We start from the raw sequence: 22,247 nt of genomic DNA on the forward strand, positions 1-22,247 counted from the left end.
CGGGGGAGTGCCAGCCTAGAGGGTCTCGTCTTCGTCATCGAGCAGCGGATCCCGACCACCTCGTTTGCGTCCCGAGAACGGTCGGACGGTGTCGTCCCCGAGGCCAATGATCCGGTAGCGCAAGTTGAATTCGAGGCCTGTGCTCCGATCATCCTCCACCTCGACCCGGAACGCCCAGCACTCGCATTTGGAGAGGTACTCGACGCCCACCTGGTTCGTGAGGGCGAGGGTCTGCTCGAAGGAGTACCGGAAGCGGTAGGTGACGGCCCAGTTCCGTGTGATGGCGAGGCGGGTCAGGAAATCGAATTGGTTGATCTCGAGGAAGCCCTCCTCGAATTCTTCGAAACGCTCCTCGTCGAAGCGGAAGTTCTCGAAGAAGCGAGGCACGTCCTTGACGAGGCGGTAGGAGAAGCGGAAGTCGTTGCCCGTGAGCGATCCGTACCCGATCGAGAACAACATCTCACGGAAGTCCGGATCGTCCAGGTCGAAACCCAGGTTGAAGGCGGTGCGAACGCCCTCCCAGGGATAGGCGACGCCGTCCAGGTAGAGGCTGGAGAGGTCATTGTTCGAGAAATCGTGATGCACGCCCATCGTGAAATCCGCAAACAGACGAGGCGGTCCGACTTCCCCTTCCGCCCCGAGCACTCCGGGAAGATAGAAACGGTTGCCCAACGCCATCGTGATGGCCTGGACATCGTCGATGCGATCCGAGGGATCCCGGGTCCGGGTGGTCGGCTCCAGCAGGCGCAGGCGCTCGTTCTGCACGAGCGGGCGGGGAATGAACGCGGGATTTCCCTTCTGACTGCTCCCCTCGATCATCGTGTAGACGAAGCGCGGCTCCAGCAAGTGGACGGCCGGCTGACCCTCCGCCAGCCAATTGGGCAAGCGCACCTCCCGGCGTAGCCGGGTTCGCACGTCGAGCAACGCCGTGAAGAGATTGCGGACGTCGCTGCTCTTCGCGTCCGTGTTGTAGAACGTGGCGTGCCAACCGAACTCGGGCATCACCTCGAAGGCATCCGCAATACGGAACGGGAACGCCACGCGGGGATTCAGCACGACCCGGTGGCCCCGGTCGGCGACTGGCTCGCCCTCTTGAAAGCGCCCGTCGCCCTCAGGGCCCGGAAAGTTGTCGCCACTCCCGTCACCCGTAGGCAGGATCGCCAGCGGGTCCAATGCGAGGATGTCCGCGGCGGTCGTCACTGTGCCGTCCCGGTTCAAGATCGTCCCGTCCGGAAGCACCTGGCGGCCGGCTCGGTCTCGCTCGTCGCCATCGGGGATCGCGTCGATGCCCGTATCCGCGAACAGGCCGTCCACGACCGTGGCAAAGGGGAGCACGTCCTGAACGTCGTCCTTGGCCCAGAAATGCGTGTAGCGCGTATCGAAGGAGAAGACGGCGTTCCCGAGCAGGGGCAACGGCTCCAGCACGCCCCCCAACCGCAGATCGGGGAAGCGCTGCAGCAGGAAATCGTCCCGGTCCTGGTCGTCCGGGTTCTGCTGATCCTCGGCGTAGTGGAGCGCCGCCGTCAGACCGTAGCGACCGAGCGTTCCGAAGCGCCCTTCGAGGAAGGTCAGGGACTCGATGTAGCGATCGCTCCGTACGCCTGAGATATCCCGAAAATCGAAGCCGTAGCTGTTATCCGAGACGAGCTTGCCGTCCACCTTCCAGCGCCAGCCTTCCAAGGGCCCGGGCAGGTATTGGTCGTGGATCCATTCAACCGCCCAGCGGTTCTTGCTGAAGGGCGTCGAAATGTCGTTCTCGTTGATGTTGTCGTCCTGGAGGAAGGAACCGAAGAACTCGCCGTAGGATTCGCGACCGAAGACGTAGTCCACATCGAGTTCGGGCTTGAACCCGTTGTCCGCCAGGTAGCGGGGGGTCACGACGACGTTGATGTTGTCCCGCGCCGCCCAGAAGAACGGGAGCCCGATGCCGAGGCCGTTCCGCGAACCGATGTTGAAGGTCGGAAACAGGAAGCCGGTCTGACGCTCGGTCTTGAGCGGGAACCACATGCGCGGCGTCCACAGGACCGGCACACCGAGCACGTCGAAGGTCGTGCTCTTGGTGACCGCGTAGCCGCCGAACTCGAGGTCGGCCTCCTTGGCCTTGATCGCCCAGGGCTCGACACCGCCGTCGGGACACTTGCAGGTGGTGAACACCGCGTCTTCGAAGAGGTACTCCTGATCCCCGGTGCGCTTGATGGTTTCGCCGATGGCGATGAAATCGTTGCCGCCCGCCTCGAGCTTGCCCTTGAAGACGATGCCCTGGAGATCGTCGACTTCGAAATGGAGGACGTCCGCGAGCAGCCGGTCGCCGCCCTCGGTCACGATCACGTTGCCGCTGGCAACGCCCTCCCGCGTCTGGTCGCTGAAGACCATCCAGTCCGCAGTGAGGACTCGCTTGGGCTGCTCGAGGCGCACGTTGCCGCGGGCGATGTACACCTGGCGCGTCGTGTCGAACTCGACCGTATCAGCGGTGATGTCGAAGGGATCGGCACCACCACCTTCTTCTTCATCAGCCCCGAAGATCTCCTGGGCAAGGGCGCCCTGCGCCAACAGACCCAGGACCAGCAACGCCCCGAGCCCAATGCTTCGGAAACCCAGGGCGAGCCTCGCCCCAAGCCATCGGCTCTGATCGCTCTTCACGCGCCTGTGCTCGAAGCCCCGCACGCTCCCCCTCACCCAAACCAGTCGGCGACCACGGTAACGAAGTGGAACACCGAGGGGCAATGCGCGTGATGACTCTCTGGTGAAGGTCGGGACCGAATCGAGGGCGGGAGGCCTGGAAGGCCGGCTGGGATCTAGTCCCCAGAGGCGTCTTCGGTCAATTCCAGGGCGGCCGCAAGCGTCTCGTGGTCGGGCACGAGGAGGGTGTCCTCGGCGACCTTCACGAGCTTCCGGTCGACCAGTTGGGTCAGGGCCCGATGGGTCTCGAGCATGGAGAGCCCAGCCTCACGGGCCAGATCACGCAGCGCCAACGGCACCTTGCGCAGGCCGTTCTTGCCGGTTTCGGGGCCTGCCTGGCGCAGCAGTACGCGAACGATGGGGCGTAGCAGGTCGTCGCCGCCGAGGGCCGCCAGACGTCTTTCCAGGTTCTTGGCCCGCGCAGCCAGGCGCTGGATCACACGAATCGCGATCTCGGGCTGCTCGATGCACATGGCTTCGAACGTCGCACCGTCGAGCTGAAGCACGCAGGAATCGCCGAGTGCACGTGCGGAGGCTGTCCGAAGGCTCCCCAGCAGCACGTCCATCTCACCGATCAGATCGCCCGGGCCCTTTCGTGAGATCAGTCGAGGCCCGTCGGGCCCCTCCCGCGTGAGCTCGAGGTGGCCGGCCTGCACCACGTACACCACATCACCGACATCGCCCTCGTCGAAGAGAAGGTCGTCTCGAACGAGGCGACGCTCGAAGACCTGCCGGACCGAAAATCCGGTGTCCTCGTGATGCTGGCCGGTACTACTCGCCACGGCCTCTGCTTCGACTTCCAACGGAAGCGACTTGAGGCGGCGAGGTCCCCCCGGGGCTCAGGCTCCCGCTCGCTCGAGAGCGTCCTCCAGCTCTTCCATCGTCACGATCCCTACGTGGGCCTCGACGATCTGCCCCTCGCCATCCAGCACGAAGAGCGTGGGGAAACCGATGGCGCCGTAGGCCTGGGCCAGCCGCTCATCGCCGAGCAACACCGTGTACGCCATCTCGTGTTCTTCGGCGAAGGGCGCGACGACCTCCGCGCCGCTCGTATCCACGGCAATCCCGACGACGCTCACGGCGTTGCCATGGGCGGCCTGGAGGGCGTTCAAGACCGGGATCTGGCGTATGCACGGTGCACACCAGGTCGCCCAGAAATCGATCACGGCAGGCCGGCCGGCCAGCGAATCCAGCGATACCTGGCGGCCGTCCAGGGTGGCCAGATCGAAGCCCGGCGCCCGCTCCGCGCCATCGCCCGCTTCCGGGTCGCCCACGGGACCACAGCTCACGATCGTGGAAATGAGAACCAGCCCTGCCAGGCCGCGTCCCAGAATGCTCATAGCAGCCATCCTTCGACAGTCTCCACGAAGCGGTTCAAGAAGCTGAAGTACTCGTTCAACAAGGTGAGGCGGCGTGTGACGACGAGCAAGCCCAGCGCCACGAGGAGCGCTCCCGACCCGATCTCGATTCGCCGGAAGTGGGCCTTCATGCGCTGGAGCGCCTTGAAGAAGAACTCGATGCTCCACCCGGCCAGGAAGAACGGCACACCCAGCCCAAGCGAGTAGACGGCCAGCAACGCCATCCCCTGCCACACCGTTTCCCGGGAACCCGCAATCGTAAGGATGCCGCCCAGGATCGGCCCGATGCACGGGGACCAGCCGAAGGCGAAGGCCGCGCCCACCAGGTAGGTGCCAATCCAGCTCTTGGGCTTGAAGCTGTCGTTGAAGCGCGTGTCACGGTAGAGCGCCTGGATCGGCAGCAAACCCATCAGGTGCAAGCCCATCAGGATGATCACCACACCGGCCACCTGGACGGCCGTGATTTCGACCCCGCCAACCTCCAGGCGCCAGGTGTTCAGGACGTGGCCGATCGCGGTGGCCGATGCACCGAGCAGGATGAACACGGTCGAGAAGCCGGCCACGAAACCCGCGCAACCGAGCAGCACCCGGCGCCGAAGGCCCGCGTCAGGAGCCTCCCCCTGCATCTCCTCGACCGAGATGCCGGAGATCAGCGAGAGGTAGGCAGGCATCAACGGCATCACACAAGGCGAGAGCACCGAGATGATGCCCGCGCCAAACGCTGCTCCAAACGAAGCCAGGGTGAGTCCGTCGGCCATGAAGTCTCCAGAATGACGAGCCCGAGCCATCGGGTCCACGCGCCCGAGGCCCAGGGCCCTCCACCCATCGGCGGCCCAGGCCGCCTGGCGGAGAAAGCCCCTCAGGCCTCAGCGGGTACGCCCGTCGGGAGCCTTCGGGTTCGGTGAACCTCGGGAAGTCCCCGAGGCCGAAACGTCAGAACCCCTCGGGCTCGGCGGGCGCAGCCACGTCCCAGCCCTGGTCCTGGTCTCGTGCCACCTCGTGCTGCGGCCGGCGGCCGATGAACTCGAGTTCGTCCTCTCCGGTCAGCTGATCCCTGCTCACGAAGTAGTCGCCGCGCAGCGAGGCATCCACGATCGGACGGGCCACGGCCACGTCGCCCCCTGAGAAAGCCCAGGCAATGGTCGCGACCATGCCTCCGCCCAGGGCGTAGAGCAGCTTGACCGGGCCGTACAGCAGGTTCGCACCCACCGTGGCCACACCCATGCCGAGTTCCTTGGCCGGGCTTTCCGCCTGTGCGGCCATCGGCGCCGTCATCAAGCACGCAGCCAGCAGAGCCGCCCGCCACACAGGGCGACCCATTCGATTCGTTCTTTCCACGTCATCTCCTCTCTCGGCTGGCTCGCCCGGTGCTCTGCACCGAGCGGCAGCGTCCCCATCTCGGGGGAGCATCGAAAGTGAGACGCGGGAGTGCAAGCCCCCATTCACAGGCTCTTCAGAAGCGTCTTTCGGTATCGAGCAGGATCGTGACGGGGCCCTCGTTCAACAGCTCGACATCCATGTGCGCCTGGAAGCGGCCGGTGATGACCGGCGTTCCGAGATTTCGCGCCTCCGCAATGACGGCCTCGACCAACCCTTCGGCCTGCTCCGGCGGCGCCGCATCGGAGAACGCCGGGCGTCGCCCCTTGCGCGCATCCCCCAGCAGCGTGAACTGTGAAACCACCCCGAGGCAGCCGCCCGTCTCGAGCAACGAGAGGTTCATGCGCCCCTCTGCGTCTTCGAAGATCCGAAGGTTCACGAGCTTCGCGGCCAGCTGTCGCGCATCGCTGGGGCCATCTCCGCGCGCCACCCCAACCAGCGCGAGCAGGCCTTCCTGCATCTCTCCGACGGTCTCGCCTTCAACCTCGACCCGTGCCCTGCGCACGCGCTGCGCCACCGCGCGCACGGATCAGAGCTCGTCTTGATCGAAGAAGCGCCCCGCGTAGACGGCCTCGCCCTCGGCCCGCAGCAGCACGATCTGGCAGATGCGAACGCCCGCATGCACCTCCAGGGGGTGGCCCGAGACGTTGCTGATCTCGAGCACCTGACGATTCGAAACCCCGGGCTGCACGAATGCAGAGGTAACGTGAATCATGAGACCAAGGCGTGCAAACCTGCTTCTCCCCTCGAGAAATCCGCACAGATCGGACGCCAGCGTGATGCGCTCCCGGGTGATCCCATGGATCGTGACCCCGGGCGCCAGCACGAAGGGACGATCCAGCGCCTCGAGCCGGGTGTGATCCCGGTAGTCCACATCCGCCTTCAAGGGGATCGGGGCCGCGCCCGGCTCGATCACCCGGATCCGGTCACCCAGGGTCAGATCGATCGATGCCGGACCGACCTGATCGCGATCGAAGGGCTCGATGCGGATTCGACCGGCATCGATCTCGGCCAGGATCACATCACGGGTAAGGACGGCCATCGGGCGGCGTAGGTTAACGTACGTGCGATGCCTCACCCGCGTCCCGCGTCGCATCCCTATTTCGCGCTGCCCCGGCCGCTCTTGTTCGGGCATCGCGGCGCCAGTGGCGAGCGCCCCGAGAACACCCTCCCCGCCTTCGAGCACGCCGTCCGGGAGGGTGTCGCGGCGCTCGAGACGGATGTCCATCTGACCCGGGACGGCGAGGTCGCGGTCTTCCACGACGCCCTGCTCGAGCGCACCACGAACGGCGAGGGGCCCATCGCAGAGCTCAGCCTGGCCGAATTGCGCGAGCTCGACGCGGGTTACCGGTTTTCGGCGGATGGCGGCCAGAGCTTCCCGTTCCGCGGCAAGGGAATCCAGGTTCCCACCTTGCGAGAGACCTTCGATGCCTTTCCGGATCTACGCATCAACGTGGAACTCAAGGGGAAGACCGACGACCTGATCGCCGCGACCCTCGACCTGGTCGCGCCGCGTTGCGAGCTCACGCTGCTCGCGGCGGCGGAAGACGACACCATGCGCGCACTGCGCACCGCCGTCGAGAAGCCGAGTGCTGAACGGCGTCCGGCGAACCGGGCAACTCCCGATCGAGCTCGTGCGCGCCGACCTCGAAAGCGCGCCAGGCCTACCGGTGGCCGAGGGGCGCTTCGGCTGCGTGTTGGTGTTCCGGTATCTACACCGCCCACTTGCCTCCGCGATCACGAGGGCCCTCCGGCCAGGCGGCCTGCTGGTCTATGAAACCTTCACCACTTACCAAAGCAATCGCCCGCAAGGCCCCAACAATCCTCACTTTTTGCTGGAACCAAATGAATTGCCAGCTCTCTTCCCCAGATTGAACATCGAGTACCACTGGGAAGGGGATCTGGGAGGCGACGAGATGTTCGCGGTCGCCCAGTTGGTGGCCCGCCTAGCCTAGGAGGCGATCCAAAGCCCAGCGGGCGTGCTCGGCCAGAAGTGGATCATCGCCTTCGAGGTGCCTGCGTATGGCCGGGATCAACGACGGATCCTCGCTGTTGCCCGCGGCTACCAGGCAGTTGCGGAGAAGACCTCGGAACCGGGCGCGCCGCAGGGCCGAGCGTCGGGTGACCCTCCGCCAGCTCTCCTCATCGAGATCGAGCAGCCAGGCGAGGGTCGGCCGACGCCATGCCTCTCGGGGCGCCAGCCGTGCACGCAGCCCGAGCGGGTCGCCCGGCGCCTGCCGCCCCGCGCGCGTGTTCCAGGGACAGACCGCCTGGCAGACATCGCAGCCATAGACCCGTGTGCCCTGGGTCTCGCGGTGCTCCTCGGGAATCGAACCCCGCAACTCGATCGTCGTGTACGAGAGACAGCGCGTCGCGTCGAGCACGTAGGGCTCGAGAAACGCGTCGGTCGGGCAAGCGTCCAGGCATGCCCGGCAGCTCCCACAATGGTCGGGCTCGACCTCGTCCGGGGGCAATTCGAGATCCGTCAGCAGTACCCCGAGAAAGGCGTACGACCCCTGCGCAGGATCGATCAGGCAGGTGTTCTTGCCTTGCCAACCAAGCCCCGCGCGGGCGGCCCACTCCCTCTCGAGCACGGGACCGGTATCGACATAGGCCCGGGTCCGAACAGGCTCGGGCACGAGAGCCACCAGACCGGTTTCGAAAGCTCGCAAGCGATCGCCGAGCACGTCGTGATAGTCCTCGCCCATCGCATAACGCGAGATCCTGGGATCGAGGTCGGCCAGAGGCTCCGGGCCGTAGAGGAGACGGACGGCAATCACGCTGCGCGCCCCGGGCAGTACGTGCCTGGGATCGAGGCGCTCTTGGAGGCGCGCGGCCAGGTAAGCCATCTCTCCGCTTCGGCCCCGTTCGAGCCAATCCCGAAGCGCATCCCCCCGGCGGATCGGCCCGGCCCGGGCGAAACCGACCGCGTCGAAACCCAACGCGAGGCCCAAGGCCCGCACCCGCTCGGCGGTCTCGATCAGTCTGCTTCCCAGCGCCTTAGCAGGGCCGCCACGCCGAGCATTCCGAAGCACGCGACGAGATAGGTGCTGAGCCCAAGGAAATCGTGCAGCGGCCCCTCGGTGGCGGCCCCGACGCCGTAGGCGTCGGCCAGGATCACGGTCGCTACGACCCGCGTCAGATTGCCCAGCATGGCCAGTGGAATCACCACAACGACGAGCGCCAGCTGAAGGCCCAGCCCTCGCAGGCTGTAGTAGCCGAGAACCACGGCGAGGGGCATGAGCGTGATGACGGAAGTCACCCCGCTACAGGCCTCCGCCACGAACAACGATTCACCACTCGCCAGCATCAAGACATTGCCGTCGCGAACGACCTCGAGCCCGACGGCCTGAACGATGGCGAGAGCGACGAACGAAACGAAGAGCTGAAGCTGGACGATGAGCGGTGCGATCCAGGCCGAGGGAGGTGGGACCATGAAGATCAGGTAGGCGACCGGAAAGGCCACGCTGCGCAGCCAGGCCGTTCCGCGCAGCAGCCAGACGGCCCCTGCCACCGCAAGCACCAGCGCCAGGCCTTGAAGCGAAATCACGCTGGCCGCGAGGCCCGCCAGATAGGCGAGCAATGCGGCACCCACGAGCCCAGCGCCCCAAGGATCGGCGGCCACCGGAACCTGTTCACGGAGCGGCTTCTCGCGCAGGTACGACCAGAGAGAGACCACCGGCACCAGGAAGCCATGGGACAGGTAGTCGTAGGTGAGCCACTGCTCTGCCATCCCCGCGAGGGCCGGTGCGAAGACCGCCAGCAAGGCAGCCGCGAGCAACCACTCACGGAGCGCTGCGGGTTCGGGATGGATCGCTTGTTCGCTCATGAAGCCTCGAAGGTACCATCGGCATCCCCGGGAACCCCCTAGAATCCGGCGCGATGTCTCGTCTCCGCTTCCCGGAGGGCTTCCACTGGGGAGCCACGACCACCATCCGCACGGAGGGCGCCCCGCGCGAGGCCGGACGCCGCGAATCGATCGGCGACCGCTCGGCGAGACGCGCTCCCGAGACCGGGAGCCATGGCTACCGGCGGTTCGAGGAAGACGTGGCGCTGCTGCGGCGGCTCAGCCTGATCCGTTACCGGTTTGGAATCGACTGGTGTCGGATCCAGGCTGAAGGAAGAGGTGCCCCGCTGGCGGCCGGGCTCGACCACTACGCGGCGTTGGTCGATGCACTGCTCGCTGCCGGTATCCAGCCCGCCCCCGTACTTCACGACGGAGACCTTCCTCAGCCGCTCCAAGAGGGCGGCGGCTGGGCCGCCCGCGACACGGCGGGACGGTTCTCGGATCTTGCGTCGTGCGTCGCTCGCCGCCTGGCCGACCGGGTCGAAGTCTGGCTGCCTTTCGAAACCCCTTCGGTCTTCCTTGCCGAAGGCCTCCTGCACGGGCAGCGCGCCCCGGAGCTGCGCGACCGGTTCGCCTTCCTGAGGGCCATTCATGTCGTGAACCTCGCCCAGGCCATGGCGGGCGAGGCCTTGCGGGCGGAGCAGAGCGATTTGCAGCTCGGCGCGAGCATCGTCGGGGCCGCTTGCGAACCCGGCGGCGACGAACCTGCCGATGGCCAGGCGACCGAGCGGTGGCGGGCGTTCCAGGAGGAAGTCTTCCTGGGCCCGGCTCTCGGCCTCGGCTACCCGGAGGCGTTTCAGACGGACGAGAAGCAGCGGGTGCCAGAACTCCGCGAGGAGGAAGGCGATGAAGCGCGGTGTCGGACGCAGATCGATTTCGTCGAGATCAGTTTGGCGCCGCGCTCCCGCATCATTGCCAGCGGCGACGACCGCCTTGGACGCGAGGCAACGGTCGAGGCCCTGCCCTTCGATCCCGATTCCTGGCCCGAAACCGTTTGCCAACTCCTTCTCGAACGCTCCACACAGCCCGAGTGCCCACCGCTCGAAGTCCGGGGCCTGCCCTGCCTCGATGCACCGCTGCCCGAGCCCGATGGGAGCGTCCGCGATGATTCGCGAATCCTCCAGCTCACCTGCGATCTCGAGGGTGTCGCCGCGGCCATCGAATCGGGGGCGAACATCCGTGGCTACGCAGCGCCTCACTTTCTCGATGCGCCGATGGGGCCCGGCGACAGCTTGGCCGGGTGCGGCCTGGTCGCAGTCGAAGCCGAGCACGGAGACCGGACACCGCGCGCATCTGCGGCCTGGTTCGGCAGCGTGGCCCAGGAGGGGGGCTTCGAGCGATGAGATGCCTATCTTCCCGGACCGCCGGGTTGGCCGGCCATTTCAAGATCGGCCGGGTTGGCCGGCCAGTTCAGGATCGGCCGCGTGGCAGCCGATGAATCCATTCCATGCAAGACCGGCTCGTCTTTCTGATCGGCCCGCCCCGCGGCGGAACCACCCTCACGACCCGCATGCTCGGGGCTCATTCGGCCATCTTCGCGCCGGTCGAACCGCACCTGATGCCTCCCCTCGCTCACATGGGCTTCCACGAAAAAGTCGAGAAGGCCCCTTACGACCCGACCATCACTCAGCTCGGCCTGCGTGAGCTGGTGGGCTTCCTGCCCGGCGGCGAAGCGGACTACCTGGATGCGCTGCGCGCAGCAACGGACCACCTCTACGCCAAGGCACTCGAGCCCTCGGGCCGGGAAATCTTCCTCGACAAGACCCCGGCCTACGCGTTGGTGCTCGATTTCCTGACGAAGCTCTATCCGGACGCGAAGTACCTCGTCCTCACCCGGCACCCGATGGCCGTCTGGTCGAGCATCGTCGATTCGTTCTTCGACGGCGACCATGAGGCTGCCCATCGCCACAATCCGATCCTCGAACGTTATGTCCCCGCCATCGCGCGCTTCCTGCGTGAGCCGCCCACGCAGTTGCATCACCTCCACTACGAAGAGCTGGTGCAGGCGCCGGAAGCACACATGGAGAAGGTCTGCAGCTTCCTCGAGATCCCCTTCGAGCCGACCATGATCGACTACGGCAAGCAGGAAGGCGGTGCGCAGAGTTCGGCCCGCGGCCTCGGGGATCCGACCAGCGTGGCCCAGCAGACCCGCCCCACGACCGGTTCCATCGACAAATGGGCCGGAGTGCTGGCGGAGGATCCTGCCCGCTTGAGCCAGTGCCGGGAGATCGCCGCACGCCTGACCGATCCGGATCTGGCCACCTGGGGCTACCCCGGAGGCGAGCTCCGCCAAGCCCTGGGAGCGATCGAGCCGCAGAATGCCAAGCCATCCCGGGCCAAGCTCACCCGCTACGCCCTGGAGCGCCGTCTGCTCGTCCGCCTGCGCCGGAACATCCACCACAACGCCCTGGGGCGGCTCGTCCGCCAGATCCGCGGCGCCTGCGACGTACTGCTTCGTTGAGAACGCCTGGCCCCCTGCCGGGCGCTGAACCGTGAGGCGGGCGCCCTCCATGCTGGCTCCCAGCACCCGACGTGCGGCACCCTCACGCCAAGCAGACCCGGCACCGATACAGTCAGGGCGGAGTCTCATCTCCCAAGCGCCCCAAGGCCCACCATGCTCAGGAAACTCTGGAAGAACATCCGTCTGATTCTCGGCCGCTACTTCGTGGCCGGCGTGGTCGCTTTTGCTCCGATCGGCGTCACGATCTGGGCGATCGCCTGGATCGTTCGACGCCTCGACAACCTGCTCCTCCCGAGCGTGCTGCGCTGGATCTTCCCCGGCGCCCAGGAGCCGCCGAGCGTGCCGCTCCTCGGCGCCGTATTCACGCTGCTGGTGATCCTGTTGTTCGGTGTGATCGCCCGCCATCTCTTTGGCTGGGAGCTGGTGCGCCTCTGGGAGCGGTTGCTCTCTCGCGTGCCCGTTGCCCGCAACATCTATTCCGCGGTCAAACAGCTCTTCGAGGCCATCTTCAGGAGCAGCGATGCGGCCGCGAGCTTCAACCGCGTTGCCATCATCGAGTACCCGCGCGAGGGGCTGTTTGCGCTCGCCTTCGTCACCGGGCCGGTCCGCGGCCTGGACGTCTCGGGGCTGCCCCCGAACATGGTGAATGTCTTCGTCCCGACCACGCCGAACCCAACCTCCGGCTTCTACCTCCTCGTGCCGGAGACCGGCCTGATCCCGGTGGACCTCTCCGTCGAACAAGCCTTCAAGCTGGTGATGTCGGCAGGTCTCGTCAGCCCCGATCATCAAGCGGGGGAGGCGGTTCCGGGCAGCGCGGCGGTGGCACCCGGCGAACTCGCTCCGCCGTTGCCCTCGCCGGGCGAAGCTTCCTAGCTTTCGCTCTCGCCGGGCCCGCCGTCTCCGCGCCGCTCCTGGAGCCAGGCCCGGAGGCCGAGCCCCAGACCGGCAACCGCCAGGATGCCCGCACCCCATTGGTTGAAGGCAAGGTGCTTGCTCAACGATGCGGCCGGGTCGAGCCGGTCCGGGTTGAAGAAGCCGTCGTAGCCAAACCAGAGCGCGCCGGCGAGCAGCAGTACCGGTACGAAGTAGGGGCCATCCAGCGGCGTGGGTGCGTATTCGGGAGTCTTCTTCCCCTCGGGGGCCGAGGGATCGTCTGATTCTGCCATCCCTCACTAGTCGCGAACGCGGGACGGGGACGCAATGCCGCCCGGGTGCAGTACCCGAGCTGCAGTGTCGGATGTAGGCTGCAGCAGGTTCTCGGGCCGAGCCGCGTAACCCGTTGGAATTCCTGGAGTTGGAGTTTCGGCACGACCCTTGCTCTCTCGATCAGGCATGATTCCCGAGCGGCCTCGAGCCGCCATCGAAACGGTTCCCGGCAAACCCGCCCTGAGAGGCCCATGCATGTCCCGACGGCGCGACGAACCCCGAACGGCTCACTCCCGTAGAAGCACCGAACGGCGCCGAAGGCGTCGGGAGGAACGGTTGCAGGCGCAGCGCAGCGGGCATCACGATTGGGAGGCTTGGCCCGGTGATTCGGACGCGTTCGGCGGAAACCTGCCGACGACGTCGGAGCCTGGATCCTCCACGGACGATCCCCGCGAGCGGGCCTACCGCGAAGCGCGCAAGGCGGCGAACCGGCGCATCGGTTTCATGTCCCACCTGATTCCCTATCTGGTGGTGAACGCCTTCCTGCTGTTGGTCGCCGGACCCCGAGCGGCTTTCTGGACCGCCATGCCCTGGGGCGTCGGCCTGGCCCTGCACTACTTCTTCGCCATCGTCGCACCGGATCTGCGCCAGCGTTGGGTCGACCAGGAGGTCGAGCAGCGAGTCGGCGTTGGTGTCTCCCGGGAACGCGCCAACCTCGAAGGCGCCCACTCGAAGCAGGTCGAGGAACTCTCGGCCTCGATCGCCCACGAGATCCGCAATCCGATCACGGCCGCCAAGAGCCTCGTTCAGCAGATGGGCGAGGATCCCAGAGCGAACGACAACGTCGAGTACGCCAACGTGGCCCTCGAAGAACTCGAGCGGGTGGAGCGCAGCATCTCCCATCTCCTGCGCTACGCGCGAGACGAAGACGTGGTGCTGCGCGAGGTCTCCATTGCCGAAGTCATCGATTCGGCCCTCGAAACCTTCCGCGATCGACTGCAGACCGTCGGCATCACCGTCGAGTTGGACGTTCACAACGCCGGCCCCATGCGAGGGGATTCGGAGAAGCTGCGCCGGGTGATCATCAACCTGGTCGGCAACTCCCTCGACGCCTTTTCCGACGGCCACACCGAGCATCCGATCCTCGTGGTCCAGGCCGGCGAAAACCTGGCCGGCACCGAGATCTGGCTTCGGGTGAAAGACAACGGTCCGGGCATGGAACCCGAGCGGCTGACGCGGATCTTCAGCCCCTTCTACACATCGAAGGAGAGCGGTACCGGGCTGGGCCTGGCGATCTCGAAGAAGGTCGTCGATGCCCACGGCGGTTCGATCGAGGCCCACTCCGATCCGGGCAACGGCACGGAGTTCGTCCTCACCTTTCCCAAGGAGATCCGCGAACAACCCGAGAGTGCTTCGTGAGCCGCCGGGGTCACCGGAACTGTGGCGCGGGGACGAGGCAATCGGCCCGGCGTCGGAAGCGCCGCGACGGGTCCGAGCACGCCCGCGACGCTGCGTCGCGAAGCGAGGGTGACGGGAGAGAGGATCGGTTGGCCGCAGCTCGGAAGCGTGCCCGGGCGAAGGCGAAGCTCGTCAAGGATCTGATCGGCCTGCTCCTCGTAACCACCCTCGTCGGCATCTTTGCCGGCCGCGCCGCCTTCTGGGTGATCACGATCGGCGCGTTCGTGATCGTGGGTGATTTCGTGAAGAAGGTCCTCGAACCGCAACTGCGGGAGCGTTGGATCGAGCGTGAGGTGCAGCGGGAACTGGATCACGAGGTCGCCGCCCACCGGCACCAGACCCTGGGCCAGCAATCCCGGCACATCGAGCACCTGGCGGCGGGCGTGGCCCATGAGATCCGCAACCCGATCACGGCCGCCAAGAGCCTCGTCCAGCAGATGGGCGAAGACCCGCGCGCCGAAGACAACGTAGGGTACGCCCACGTCGCGCTGGAGGAACTCGAGCGGGTAGAGAAGAGCATCTCGCACCTGCTGCGATTCGCCCGCGAAGAGGGATTCCAGGGCCAGCCGCTCGCGCTGGCGGATGTGGTTCGCTCGGCGCTCGCCACGTTCCGCGAGCGCATCGATCAGACCGGCGTGCTCGTACAACTCCAACTCGAAGACGAAGCAACGATCTACGGGGATCCCGAGAAGCTGCGCCGGGTCGTGATCAACCTGATTGCGAACGCCCTCGACGCGATGAGTGAAGCAGAACGCCATCCGGTTCTCAGCATCGAGACCGGTCAGAACCTCGCTTGCGACGAAGCCTGGCTGCGCGTGCGCGATCACGGCCCGGGCATCGAGCCTTCGGAACGAGAGGGCATCTGGAATCCGTTCGTCTCGTCCAAGGAGAGCGGAACCGGCCTCGGTCTCGCACTCACCAAGAAGATCATCGAAGCCCACGGCGGCCAGATCGAGTTGGAAAACCCCTCGACCGGCGGCGCCGCCTTCCTCGTCAGCCTGCCCACACGACACCCCGGAGCAAGCATGACTGGTCCCAGAATCCTCATCGTCGAAGACGAGCGTGCCATCCGCCTGGCCTTGTCGGGCCTGCTGAAGCGCGAGGGCTTCACGAGCGAACAAGCCGGGGACGGTCGGGCCGCCATCGCGATGCTGGAAGCGGAATCCTTCGATTTCGTGCTCACGGATCTTGCCCTGGGCGAAGGGCCGAGTGGAATGGACGTCCTGCGCGCCACCAAGGCGAACCAGCCGGAAACGCCCGTGGTGATGATCACTGCCCACGGCAATGAAAAAGTGGCGGTCGAAGCCATGAAGGCTGGCGCCGACGACTATGTCCCCAAGCCCTTCGACAACGACGAGATCCGCCTCGTGGTGCGTCGCTGCCTGGAGCGCACGCAGCTCGCGCGAGAGAACCGGCTGCTGCGCGCCCGCGTCGAAAAAGACTACGGGATGGGCAACTTGATCGGCTCCGGTGCAACCATGCGCCAGGTCTTCGAAACGATCCAGAAGGTTGCCGAGACCGATCTCACCGTGTTGATCCGCGGCGAGAGCGGTACGGGCAAAGAACTCGTCGCCCAGGCGCTTCACGAAAAGAGCGCACGGAAGGGGCGACCCTTCGTGGCCGTGAACTGCGCTGCGATCAGCCGCGAGCTGGTCGAAAGCGAACTCTTCGGCCACGAGAAAGGCGCTTTCACGGGCGCCGACGCGCGTAGGGTCGGTCGTTTTGAGGCGGCCGACGGCGGCACGATCTTCCTTGACGAGATCGGCGACATGGCGCCAGAGACCCAGGCGAAGGTACTGCGTGTCTTGCAGGAGCGTTCGTTCGAACGTGTCGGCGGCGCCCAACCGATCGCTGTCGATGTGCGCGTCGTCGCAGCCACCCACCGCGATCTGGAAAAGGATGTCGCGGACGACCGCTTCCGGGAGGATCTCTACTACCGGTTGAAGGTCGTCGAGCTCCCCCTTCCCCCGCTTCGCGAACGACGGGAAGATCTCCCGGCCCTGGCCGAACGCTTCCTCGGGCAACTTGCAGAACGTCTGGGACGTCCTGCCAAGCCACTCGCTGAGGAGGCCCTCGCCGCTCTCGCCCGCCACGCGTGGCCCGGTAATGTTCGCGAACTCCGCAATGTGATCGAGCAAGCCGCGGTCCTCGCTCCCGGCGAGCGGATCGAGCCCGGAGACCTGAACCTCGCTACGGGCGCGAGCCGGCGCAGCGCGGAAGAGCTCGTGCCCCAGGGCGACCTCCCCTTCTCCGACGCGAAGAAGGCATCCGTCGAGCGCTTCGAGCGCAGCTACCTGCTAGGCGCCCTGCGACAAAACCAAGGCAACATTTCTCGCACCGCCGAAGCCATCGGGATGGTGCGCCAGAGCTTGCAGCAGAAGATCCGCGACCTCGACCTCCGGGACGAAGATTGGAACGCGGACGAATGAAGACCCGGACAGGACCCGCTTCCAGACCCATGAGCCGCGCCCAGGCCCAGAAGGACACAACATGACACAACGACCCGGTTTCTTTGCACGATTGTTTGGTTTCATCTCCGGAATCGCCACCCATTGGATTCGCGGCCGAGAGGAGCAAAACCCCCAGGCGGTCTTCGAGAACGCCATCTCGGAGCGCGTGGGCCAATACCGCGAGCTCAAGGAAGCGGTGGCTGGCATCCTCTACATGCGCAACAAGCTGGAGGGCGATCTCGCGGATCGCCGCGGCGAACTCGCGCGCACCCTCGAAGACATTCGACGATCCGTCCAACGCGGTGACGATGATGTCGCTCTCACGTTGATCGCCCACAAGCAGGCCTTGATCGAAGACATCGAGCGGGCCGAGACCGAGTTCGAGACCCTCAAGACCGAGGCCGAGGAAGCCAAGACCAATCTGGTGCGCTTCCGTGAGGAGATCCGGGCCCTCGAACGCGAGAAGGGCCGTATCGTCGTCACCCTCGCCAATGCCAAAGCCCGGCGGCGGATCCACGAGGCGATCGACGGCCTCTCGGTCGACGCCGACATGCGAGCCCTCGAGAGCGTGCGTTCGCACGTTGCCCGGCTCTCCACGGAAGGTGAGCTCGACCGGGAACTCGGCGCGGATGACGATCTGCAAGGCCGGCTGAAGAGCATCCGACGGGAAGCGACCCACGAAGCGGCGCGTCAGGAACTCGAGCAGTTCAAGCGCCAGATGAGCTCCGCCGCCCTGCCCGCCCGCTCGGCCCGCAAGGCTCCGCCGGTGCCCGTGGTCTCGCGATGAACGCGGGCGTCCGGAATGACAGCTGGCTCATGGAAGAGGAGCCGGAATTCACCCGCATCGTTCAACGGGTGGAGGGCCAGGCGCGAGCCGAAGAGCGAGTTCGGCTCCTGGCCCTCTCCTACCTCGTCCTGCACGGGCTCGGCGCGGCCGCGGCGGCGCTCGTGTTCGTGGCGCTGGCCGGCACCGGCCTGATCAGCGGCGACCCGACCGCGACCTGGGTGCTCGGTGGAATTGGCGCAGCCGTCGCCACCGTGGTCGGGGCACTGGCAATCCCCGGCCTCGCGACCGGCGTCGGATTGTTGTTGCACCGCCCCTGGGCGCGAACCTCGGCGATCGTCGTCGGCGCACTCTCCCTTCTGTGGGTACCCCTCGGCACCCTCGTCGGCGTGCTGACCCTCTACGTATTGCTGCAGGACGACGTGCGGGAACTCTTCTCCTAGCAAACCGGAGCCAGCGAAGGGAAGTCTCCTTCTCCGCTAGGCTCCCGCCATGACAGAACCCGTTCTCCTCGTCGAAAAAAAAGACGGTCTCGCGACCGTCACGCTGAACCGGCCGGCCGCGCGCAACGCGCTCTCCGGTGCGCTGCGCCGCGCCATCGCGGCGACCTTCACCGCGCTGCCCGAGGATCCCGAGGTCGGTGCAATCGTCCTCACCGGAGCCGGGACGGCGTTCTCGGCCGGCATCGATTTGAAGGAACTCGGGGGCCAGGGGCCCGAGGACGGTGGTGCGGGCGAGCTTCCGCTCGTCGAGGACGCAATCCGTGCGATCGAGGCCTGCCCGCTTCCGATCGTCGGTGCCATCAATGGATTTGCCATCACCGGCGGATTCGAGCTGGCGTTGGCCTGCGACGTACTGATCGGTTGCCCGGAGACCCGCTTCGCCGATACCCACGCCCGAGTCGGGATTCTTCCAGGCTGGGGACTCTCCCAGAAGCTCCCGCGCCTGATCGGGATCAACCGGGCCAAGCTCGTTTCGCTTACGGGGAACTTCGTCGATGCGGAGACCGCGGAGCGCTGGGGTCTACTTGCCCAGGTCGTCGCAGGTGCCGACGAGCTTCTGCCAACCTGTCAGGCAATCGCCCACGACATGCTCTCGTGTGTGCCCGATGCGATGCGGGGCTACAAGAAAATGATCGACGAGGGCTTCGGCATGAATTACGCGGAAAGCCGCGAGTACGAAAGACGCGAGTCGTTCGAACACGTCAAGAACGTCACGGCAGATGATGTGGCAGCGCGACGCACCGGAATCCAGGAACGCGGGCGCGGGCAGAGCCGCTGACCGGTCACGGCCAGAGCCCGTGACCTCCGGCGGTCTCAGGAACGCTTCAACTTCACCCGGACGGTGAGCTCCGCGCTCTCCTCCGTATTCTCGAGTTCCTGGAGGGCCCGACGCAACGGCTCGGGAAGGCCTTCTGAAGCCAATTCCAGCTGGAGGACCAACGGCGCAGTAGCGGACTTCTCGAAGCTGACAGGCGCCAACTCGAGCTCTTTCTCGTCCAGATCCTGCTCGGCCGTCTCGATTCCGTCCTCTTCCGTAGACGAGAACGCCGTCTCGATCTGGTTCTGTCCGGCGGCCGATTCGAGAGGTTCGACTTCGGAGTTCTCGATCCCGTCGAGGACGATCGGCGGCTGCGCCTGAACGGTCATGCTGAGGGGATCCGTGTGCTCGACTTCCGGTTCCAGAACGTCCGCACCCATCTGGAGCTCGCTTCCGATCGGCTCGGACTCGAGCACGAACGTCAGCTCGAAGGTCTCGATCTGCACGATGTCGCCAACGCTCAGGATTCGCTGGTGGACGCGCTCGCCGTTCACCATCACACCATTGATGGAATCCAGGTCGCGGACCTCGTAGATCTCGTCATTGCGAACGAAGAGCGCGTGGCGGCGGGAGACCTCCCGCGCCCCCAGGAAGATCTCGCATTCGGCTCCGCGCCCTGCACACAACTCGTCCTCGTCCCAGGCCAGGACCCGATCGAGTTGTCCGGAACGCTGCACGATCAGTCCCGGGAAACTACCCGCGGGCTCCGCCTCGTCCCCGGCCGTTTCCTGGAGCTCGGTTTCAGGCTCGAACTCGATTTCGGGCTCGGACTCGATCTGGGGCTCGAACTCGGGCTCGCCGGAATCCAGAATCCCATCGGGTTCTCCGAGTCCGTCTTCGCCCAGGCCGACACCCCATAGCTCGCCGTCTTCCAGAGGCACCTCCGCCTCCGCCAGATCCTCGTCACCGATCGAAAACGGGTCCACGTCGGGCGTCTCGTGGCTACCTTCCCATGCGCCAACCGGCGCGAGCGCAGTCGAGGCTTCCACGGCCGTCGACGAAGGGGTGCCCGACTCCAAGGACTGCAAGGCCGGCTCCGCGCTCAATGGCGCTTCGACGCTGGGGGGACCCACACGCATCGTGTGCCGCCCGATCCGAAGCTCGTCCGTGGATCCGATCTCGACACGCCCCTCGATTCGTTGGCCGCCTAGCCAGATCCCATTCTGGCTGCCCAGATCTTCGACGTAGATCTGCTCGCCTACCCGTTCGAGCAGCGCGTGGGTTCGGCTGGCCGCACGATCCCTCACCACGACGTCATTTTCCTCCAGCCGACCCACCTGAAGGCGATCCGAGCTGAACGGAATCTCGGCGAGCGGCTCGCCATCAATGGAAACATGGACATGCAGGATCGTGCTCATCGGGTGTGGTTCCGTCCGGGGAGGTTGAAATGCCTGCGCGGCATCCGCGAGACACCCCATTCAAGGGTCTGCCCAGCTCATCGGCTCGACACCCGGCCCTACTTGAAGGCGTTCCCAGGCGCGCCGAAACCGGCTTTTTCCGCCCCGAATCGGCTATGATGCGCCGCGTCAAGCCCACGAGGCAGCTCCAGCCTCGTCCCGGAGACCCCATGGCCCGCTACGCGTACGACCGCCTCACCGCCCTCGACAACTCGTTCCTGCTCCTCGAAGGCCCCAACACCTTCATGCACGTCGCCTCCACCGCCCTCTACGAGAGCGGCCCGCTTCGCACGGAGCAAGGCGGCATCGACATGGCGCATATCAAGCGGGGCATCGCCTCGATCCTCCACCGCATCCCGCGCTATCGCCAGAAGCTGGCCTGGGTGCCGATCGAGCAATCGCCGGTCTGGATCGACGACGCGAATTTCAACCTCGACTACCACGTCCGCCACACCAGCCTGCCGAAGCCCGGCGACAGCGATCAGCTCAAACGATTGGCCTCGCGCATCATGGCCCAGCGCCTCGACCGCACACGGCCGATGTGGGAGATGTGGTTCATCGAGGGGCTCCAGGACGACAAATTCGCCGTCGTGAGCAAGACCCACCATTGCATGATCGACGGCGCTTCGGGCGTCGACCTGATGAACGTCCTCATGCAGGGCTCGCCTGAATTCGAGATCCTCGACGCCCCGCCCTTCGTGCCCCGACCCGCTCCCAGCGGAACAGAACTGTTCCAGGACGAAATGCTACGGCGGCTGAGCCTGCCGCTCGATCTCGTGCGCGGCGTGCGGAATCTCTGGCAAGAAGTCGGCGAGCAGCGACGCGACGTATTGAATCGGCTGCGAGCTGCGGCCACCACCCTCGGCACCACATTGCGACCCGTTTCTTCGACGCCCCTCAACCGACAGATCGGTCCTCACCGCCGCTTCGACTGGCACACGATGGAGCTGGCCGAGGTGAAGCGCGTCCGCAGACATCTTGGCGGTTCGGTCAACGACGTCGTGCTGACCATCGTCACTGGGGCCGTCCGGCGCTTCCTCGAATACCGCCGGGTCGACCCGACGGATCTCGAGTTCCGCGTCATGGCCCCGGTCAGCGTGCGCGCCGAAGGGGAAAAGGGCCAGCTCGGCAACCGGGTCTCGGCCTGGATCCTGCCGCTGCCCCTGGACACGGACAATCCGAAGGAACAGCTGGCGCGGATTTCCGAGGCCACACAGGAGCTGAAAGATTCGAAGAGCGCGGTCGGAGCCGAGGCCCTCACCCAGGTCGCGGAGTGGACACCCGCCACCCTGCTTTCGCTAGGCGCGCGCAACGCTTCGCGCCTGCTGCCCTTCAATCTCGTGGTCACCAACGTACCCGGCCCCCAGGTGCCGCTCTACATGATGGGCGCCCCGATGAACGAGATCTTCCCGCAAGTACCCCTCGTCGATCGCACGGGGCTCGGCATCGCCTTGTTCAGCTACGACGGGAAACTGTGCTGGGGCTTCAATGCAGACTACGAAGTCGTGCCCGACCTGAGCCGTTTCATTGCCTTCCTCCGCGAGAGTCAGGAAGAACTGCTCAAACTGGCTGAAGGCCCGATCGAGCTGCGACCCGAGGCGCGGGAGGAAGCTCCCTCGAACGAGGCCGGCTCCGTCGACGCGACCTGATCGGTCAACCGAGCTTCGCGGCAATTCCGTAGTCGGAGAACAGCTTCCCCACCTCGGCGAGATGCGCCGGCTCCTGAAAGCTCCCGAATTTCGCGTCGAGTGACTCCGTGATTGCCAACCCGAGGTGGGGGCGTTTCTCCAGCCAGACGGGATTGTTCGGCAAGAGGGCCATCTCCTCGACGCCTAGTCCCTTGTATCGACCAAAGGCGGAAGTGTTGTCATGCTAAGCACTGCGTCCCCCGCAGCCAATCGGTTCTCGCCGTGTCGCGGGCCGATTCATGGGGCCCGTATGTCGAAGAAGCGGTATCGGATTGACTTGAC

Annotated in this window: 22 protein-coding genes; 10 read left to right on the forward strand and 12 right to left on the reverse strand. The window is 65.9% G+C overall.

Going from position 1 to position 22,247, the window contains the following annotated elements:
• Positions 1-15: 15 nt before the first annotated feature.
• The 7 genes from GY937_05375 to dcd form a co-directional block, all read right to left on the reverse strand.
• Positions 16-2,640: an LPS-assembly protein LptD gene (locus GY937_05375; protein ID MCP5056142.1), complete on the reverse strand. Its 2,625-nt coding sequence runs from the start codon at positions 2,638-2,640 to the stop codon at positions 16-18.
• Between the two features lie 155 nt (positions 2,641-2,795).
• A complete protein-coding gene (locus GY937_05380; protein ID MCP5056143.1) occupies positions 2,796-3,461 on the reverse strand; it encodes a Crp/Fnr family transcriptional regulator in 666 nt (221 codons plus the stop codon).
• A gap of 57 nt (positions 3,462-3,518) precedes the next feature.
• Positions 3,519-4,019: a TlpA family protein disulfide reductase gene (locus GY937_05385; protein ID MCP5056144.1), complete on the reverse strand. Its 501-nt coding sequence runs from the start codon at positions 4,017-4,019 to the stop codon at positions 3,519-3,521.
• Positions 4,016-4,795, reverse strand: a complete 780-nt coding sequence (locus tag GY937_05390) for a cytochrome c biogenesis protein CcdA (protein ID MCP5056145.1) — start codon at positions 4,793-4,795, stop codon at positions 4,016-4,018. The genes GY937_05385 and GY937_05390 overlap by 4 nt, the downstream gene beginning before the upstream one ends.
• 175 nt (positions 4,796-4,970) lie before the next feature.
• Positions 4,971-5,375, reverse strand: a complete 405-nt coding sequence (locus tag GY937_05395) for a hypothetical protein (GenBank protein MCP5056146.1) — start codon at positions 5,373-5,375, stop codon at positions 4,971-4,973.
• Positions 5,376-5,490: 115 nt separating this feature from the next.
• The gene (locus tag GY937_05400; protein MCP5056147.1) at positions 5,491-5,940 is read right to left on the reverse strand and encodes a D-tyrosyl-tRNA(Tyr) deacylase; all 450 of its coding nucleotides are present in this window, start codon (positions 5,938-5,940) and stop codon (positions 5,491-5,493) included.
• 3 nt (positions 5,941-5,943) lie between these two features.
• On the reverse strand, positions 5,944-6,456 hold the full coding sequence (gene dcd / locus GY937_05405; GenBank protein ID MCP5056148.1) for a dCTP deaminase: 513 nt from the start codon (positions 6,454-6,456) through the stop codon (positions 5,944-5,946).
• A gap of 27 nt (positions 6,457-6,483) precedes the next feature.
• Here dcd and GY937_05410 point away from each other — a divergent pair, with 27 nt between their 5' ends.
• The gene (locus tag GY937_05410) at positions 6,484-7,191 is read left to right on the forward strand and encodes a hypothetical protein (GenBank protein ID MCP5056149.1); all 708 of its coding nucleotides are present in this window, start codon (positions 6,484-6,486) and stop codon (positions 7,189-7,191) included.
• Positions 7,192-7,360: 169 nt separating this feature from the next.
• On the opposite strand, the gene queG is transcribed toward GY937_05410, so the two are convergent.
• Together queG and GY937_05420 are read right to left on the reverse strand one after the other, a co-directional pair.
• Positions 7,361-8,449: a tRNA epoxyqueuosine(34) reductase QueG gene (gene queG / locus GY937_05415; GenBank protein MCP5056150.1), complete on the reverse strand. Its 1,089-nt coding sequence runs from the start codon at positions 8,447-8,449 to the stop codon at positions 7,361-7,363.
• Positions 8,395-9,243 (reverse strand): exosortase/archaeosortase family protein, encoded by an 849-nt coding sequence (locus GY937_05420; GenBank protein ID MCP5056151.1) that lies wholly within the window; start codon positions 9,241-9,243, stop codon positions 8,395-8,397. Before GY937_05420 ends, queG begins: the two co-directional genes overlap by 55 nt.
• Before the next feature lie 53 nt (positions 9,244-9,296).
• Here GY937_05420 and GY937_05425 point away from each other — a divergent pair, with 53 nt between their 5' ends.
• The 3 genes from GY937_05425 to GY937_05435 all read left to right on the forward strand — a co-directional run bounded on the left by GY937_05425 (position 9,297) and on the right by GY937_05435 (position 12,595).
• Positions 9,297-10,604, forward strand: a complete 1,308-nt coding sequence (locus tag GY937_05425) for a family 1 glycosylhydrolase (GenBank protein ID MCP5056152.1) — start codon at positions 9,297-9,299, stop codon at positions 10,602-10,604.
• Positions 10,605-10,708: 104 nt separating this feature from the next.
• On the forward strand, positions 10,709-11,722 hold the full coding sequence (locus GY937_05430; protein ID MCP5056153.1) for a sulfotransferase: 1,014 nt from the start codon (positions 10,709-10,711) through the stop codon (positions 11,720-11,722).
• A gap of 153 nt (positions 11,723-11,875) precedes the next feature.
• Positions 11,876-12,595, forward strand: a complete 720-nt coding sequence (locus GY937_05435; GenBank protein MCP5056154.1) for a DUF502 domain-containing protein — start codon at positions 11,876-11,878, stop codon at positions 12,593-12,595.
• On the opposite strand, the gene GY937_05440 is transcribed toward GY937_05435, so the two are convergent.
• On the reverse strand, positions 12,592-12,888 hold the full coding sequence (locus GY937_05440) for a hypothetical protein (protein ID MCP5056155.1): 297 nt from the start codon (positions 12,886-12,888) through the stop codon (positions 12,592-12,594). The genes GY937_05435 and GY937_05440 overlap by 4 nt on opposite strands.
• A gap of 316 nt (positions 12,889-13,204) precedes the next feature.
• On the opposite strand from GY937_05440, the gene GY937_05445 reads away from it, so the two are divergent.
• The 5 genes from GY937_05445 (at position 13,205) to GY937_05465 (ending at position 18,841) form a co-directional block, all read left to right on the forward strand.
• A complete protein-coding gene (locus GY937_05445) occupies positions 13,205-14,287 on the forward strand; it encodes a HAMP domain-containing histidine kinase (GenBank protein MCP5056156.1) in 1,083 nt (360 codons plus the stop codon).
• Complete coding sequence (locus GY937_05450; GenBank protein ID MCP5056157.1) at positions 14,284-16,755, forward strand: response regulator; 2,472 nt, start codon at positions 14,284-14,286, stop codon at positions 16,753-16,755. Before GY937_05445 ends, GY937_05450 begins: the two co-directional genes overlap by 4 nt.
• Positions 16,756-16,816: 61 nt before the next feature.
• Positions 16,817-17,563 carry a hypothetical protein gene (locus GY937_05455; GenBank protein ID MCP5056158.1) on the forward strand — a complete coding sequence of 249 codons (747 nt, stop codon included), beginning with the start codon at positions 16,817-16,819 and terminating at the stop codon, positions 17,561-17,563.
• Entirely contained in the window at positions 17,560-18,003 is a 444-nt protein-coding gene (locus GY937_05460) for a hypothetical protein (GenBank protein ID MCP5056159.1), read from the forward strand. The genes GY937_05455 and GY937_05460 overlap by 4 nt, the downstream gene beginning before the upstream one ends.
• 49 nt (positions 18,004-18,052) lie before the next feature.
• Entirely contained in the window at positions 18,053-18,841 is a 789-nt protein-coding gene (locus GY937_05465) for an enoyl-CoA hydratase (protein ID MCP5056160.1), read from the forward strand.
• Positions 18,842-18,876: 35 nt separating this feature from the next.
• Here GY937_05465 and GY937_05470 read toward each other — a convergent pair whose 3' ends face one another.
• Entirely contained in the window at positions 18,877-20,238 is a 1,362-nt protein-coding gene (locus GY937_05470) for an FHA domain-containing protein (protein ID MCP5056161.1), read from the reverse strand.
• A gap of 209 nt (positions 20,239-20,447) precedes the next feature.
• Here GY937_05470 and GY937_05475 point away from each other — a divergent pair, with 209 nt between their 5' ends.
• Entirely contained in the window at positions 20,448-21,926 is a 1,479-nt protein-coding gene (locus GY937_05475; GenBank protein MCP5056162.1) for a wax ester/triacylglycerol synthase family O-acyltransferase, read from the forward strand.
• Between the two features lie 4 nt (positions 21,927-21,930).
• Here GY937_05475 and GY937_05480 read toward each other — a convergent pair whose 3' ends face one another.
• A complete protein-coding gene (locus GY937_05480) occupies positions 21,931-22,089 on the reverse strand; it encodes a hypothetical protein (GenBank protein ID MCP5056163.1) in 159 nt (52 codons plus the stop codon).
• Positions 22,090-22,247: the final 158 nt, after the last annotated feature.

It is taken from the genome of bacterium, from assembly GCA_024228115.1.
Taxonomy (GTDB): domain Bacteria; phylum Myxococcota_A; class UBA9160; order UBA9160; family UBA6930.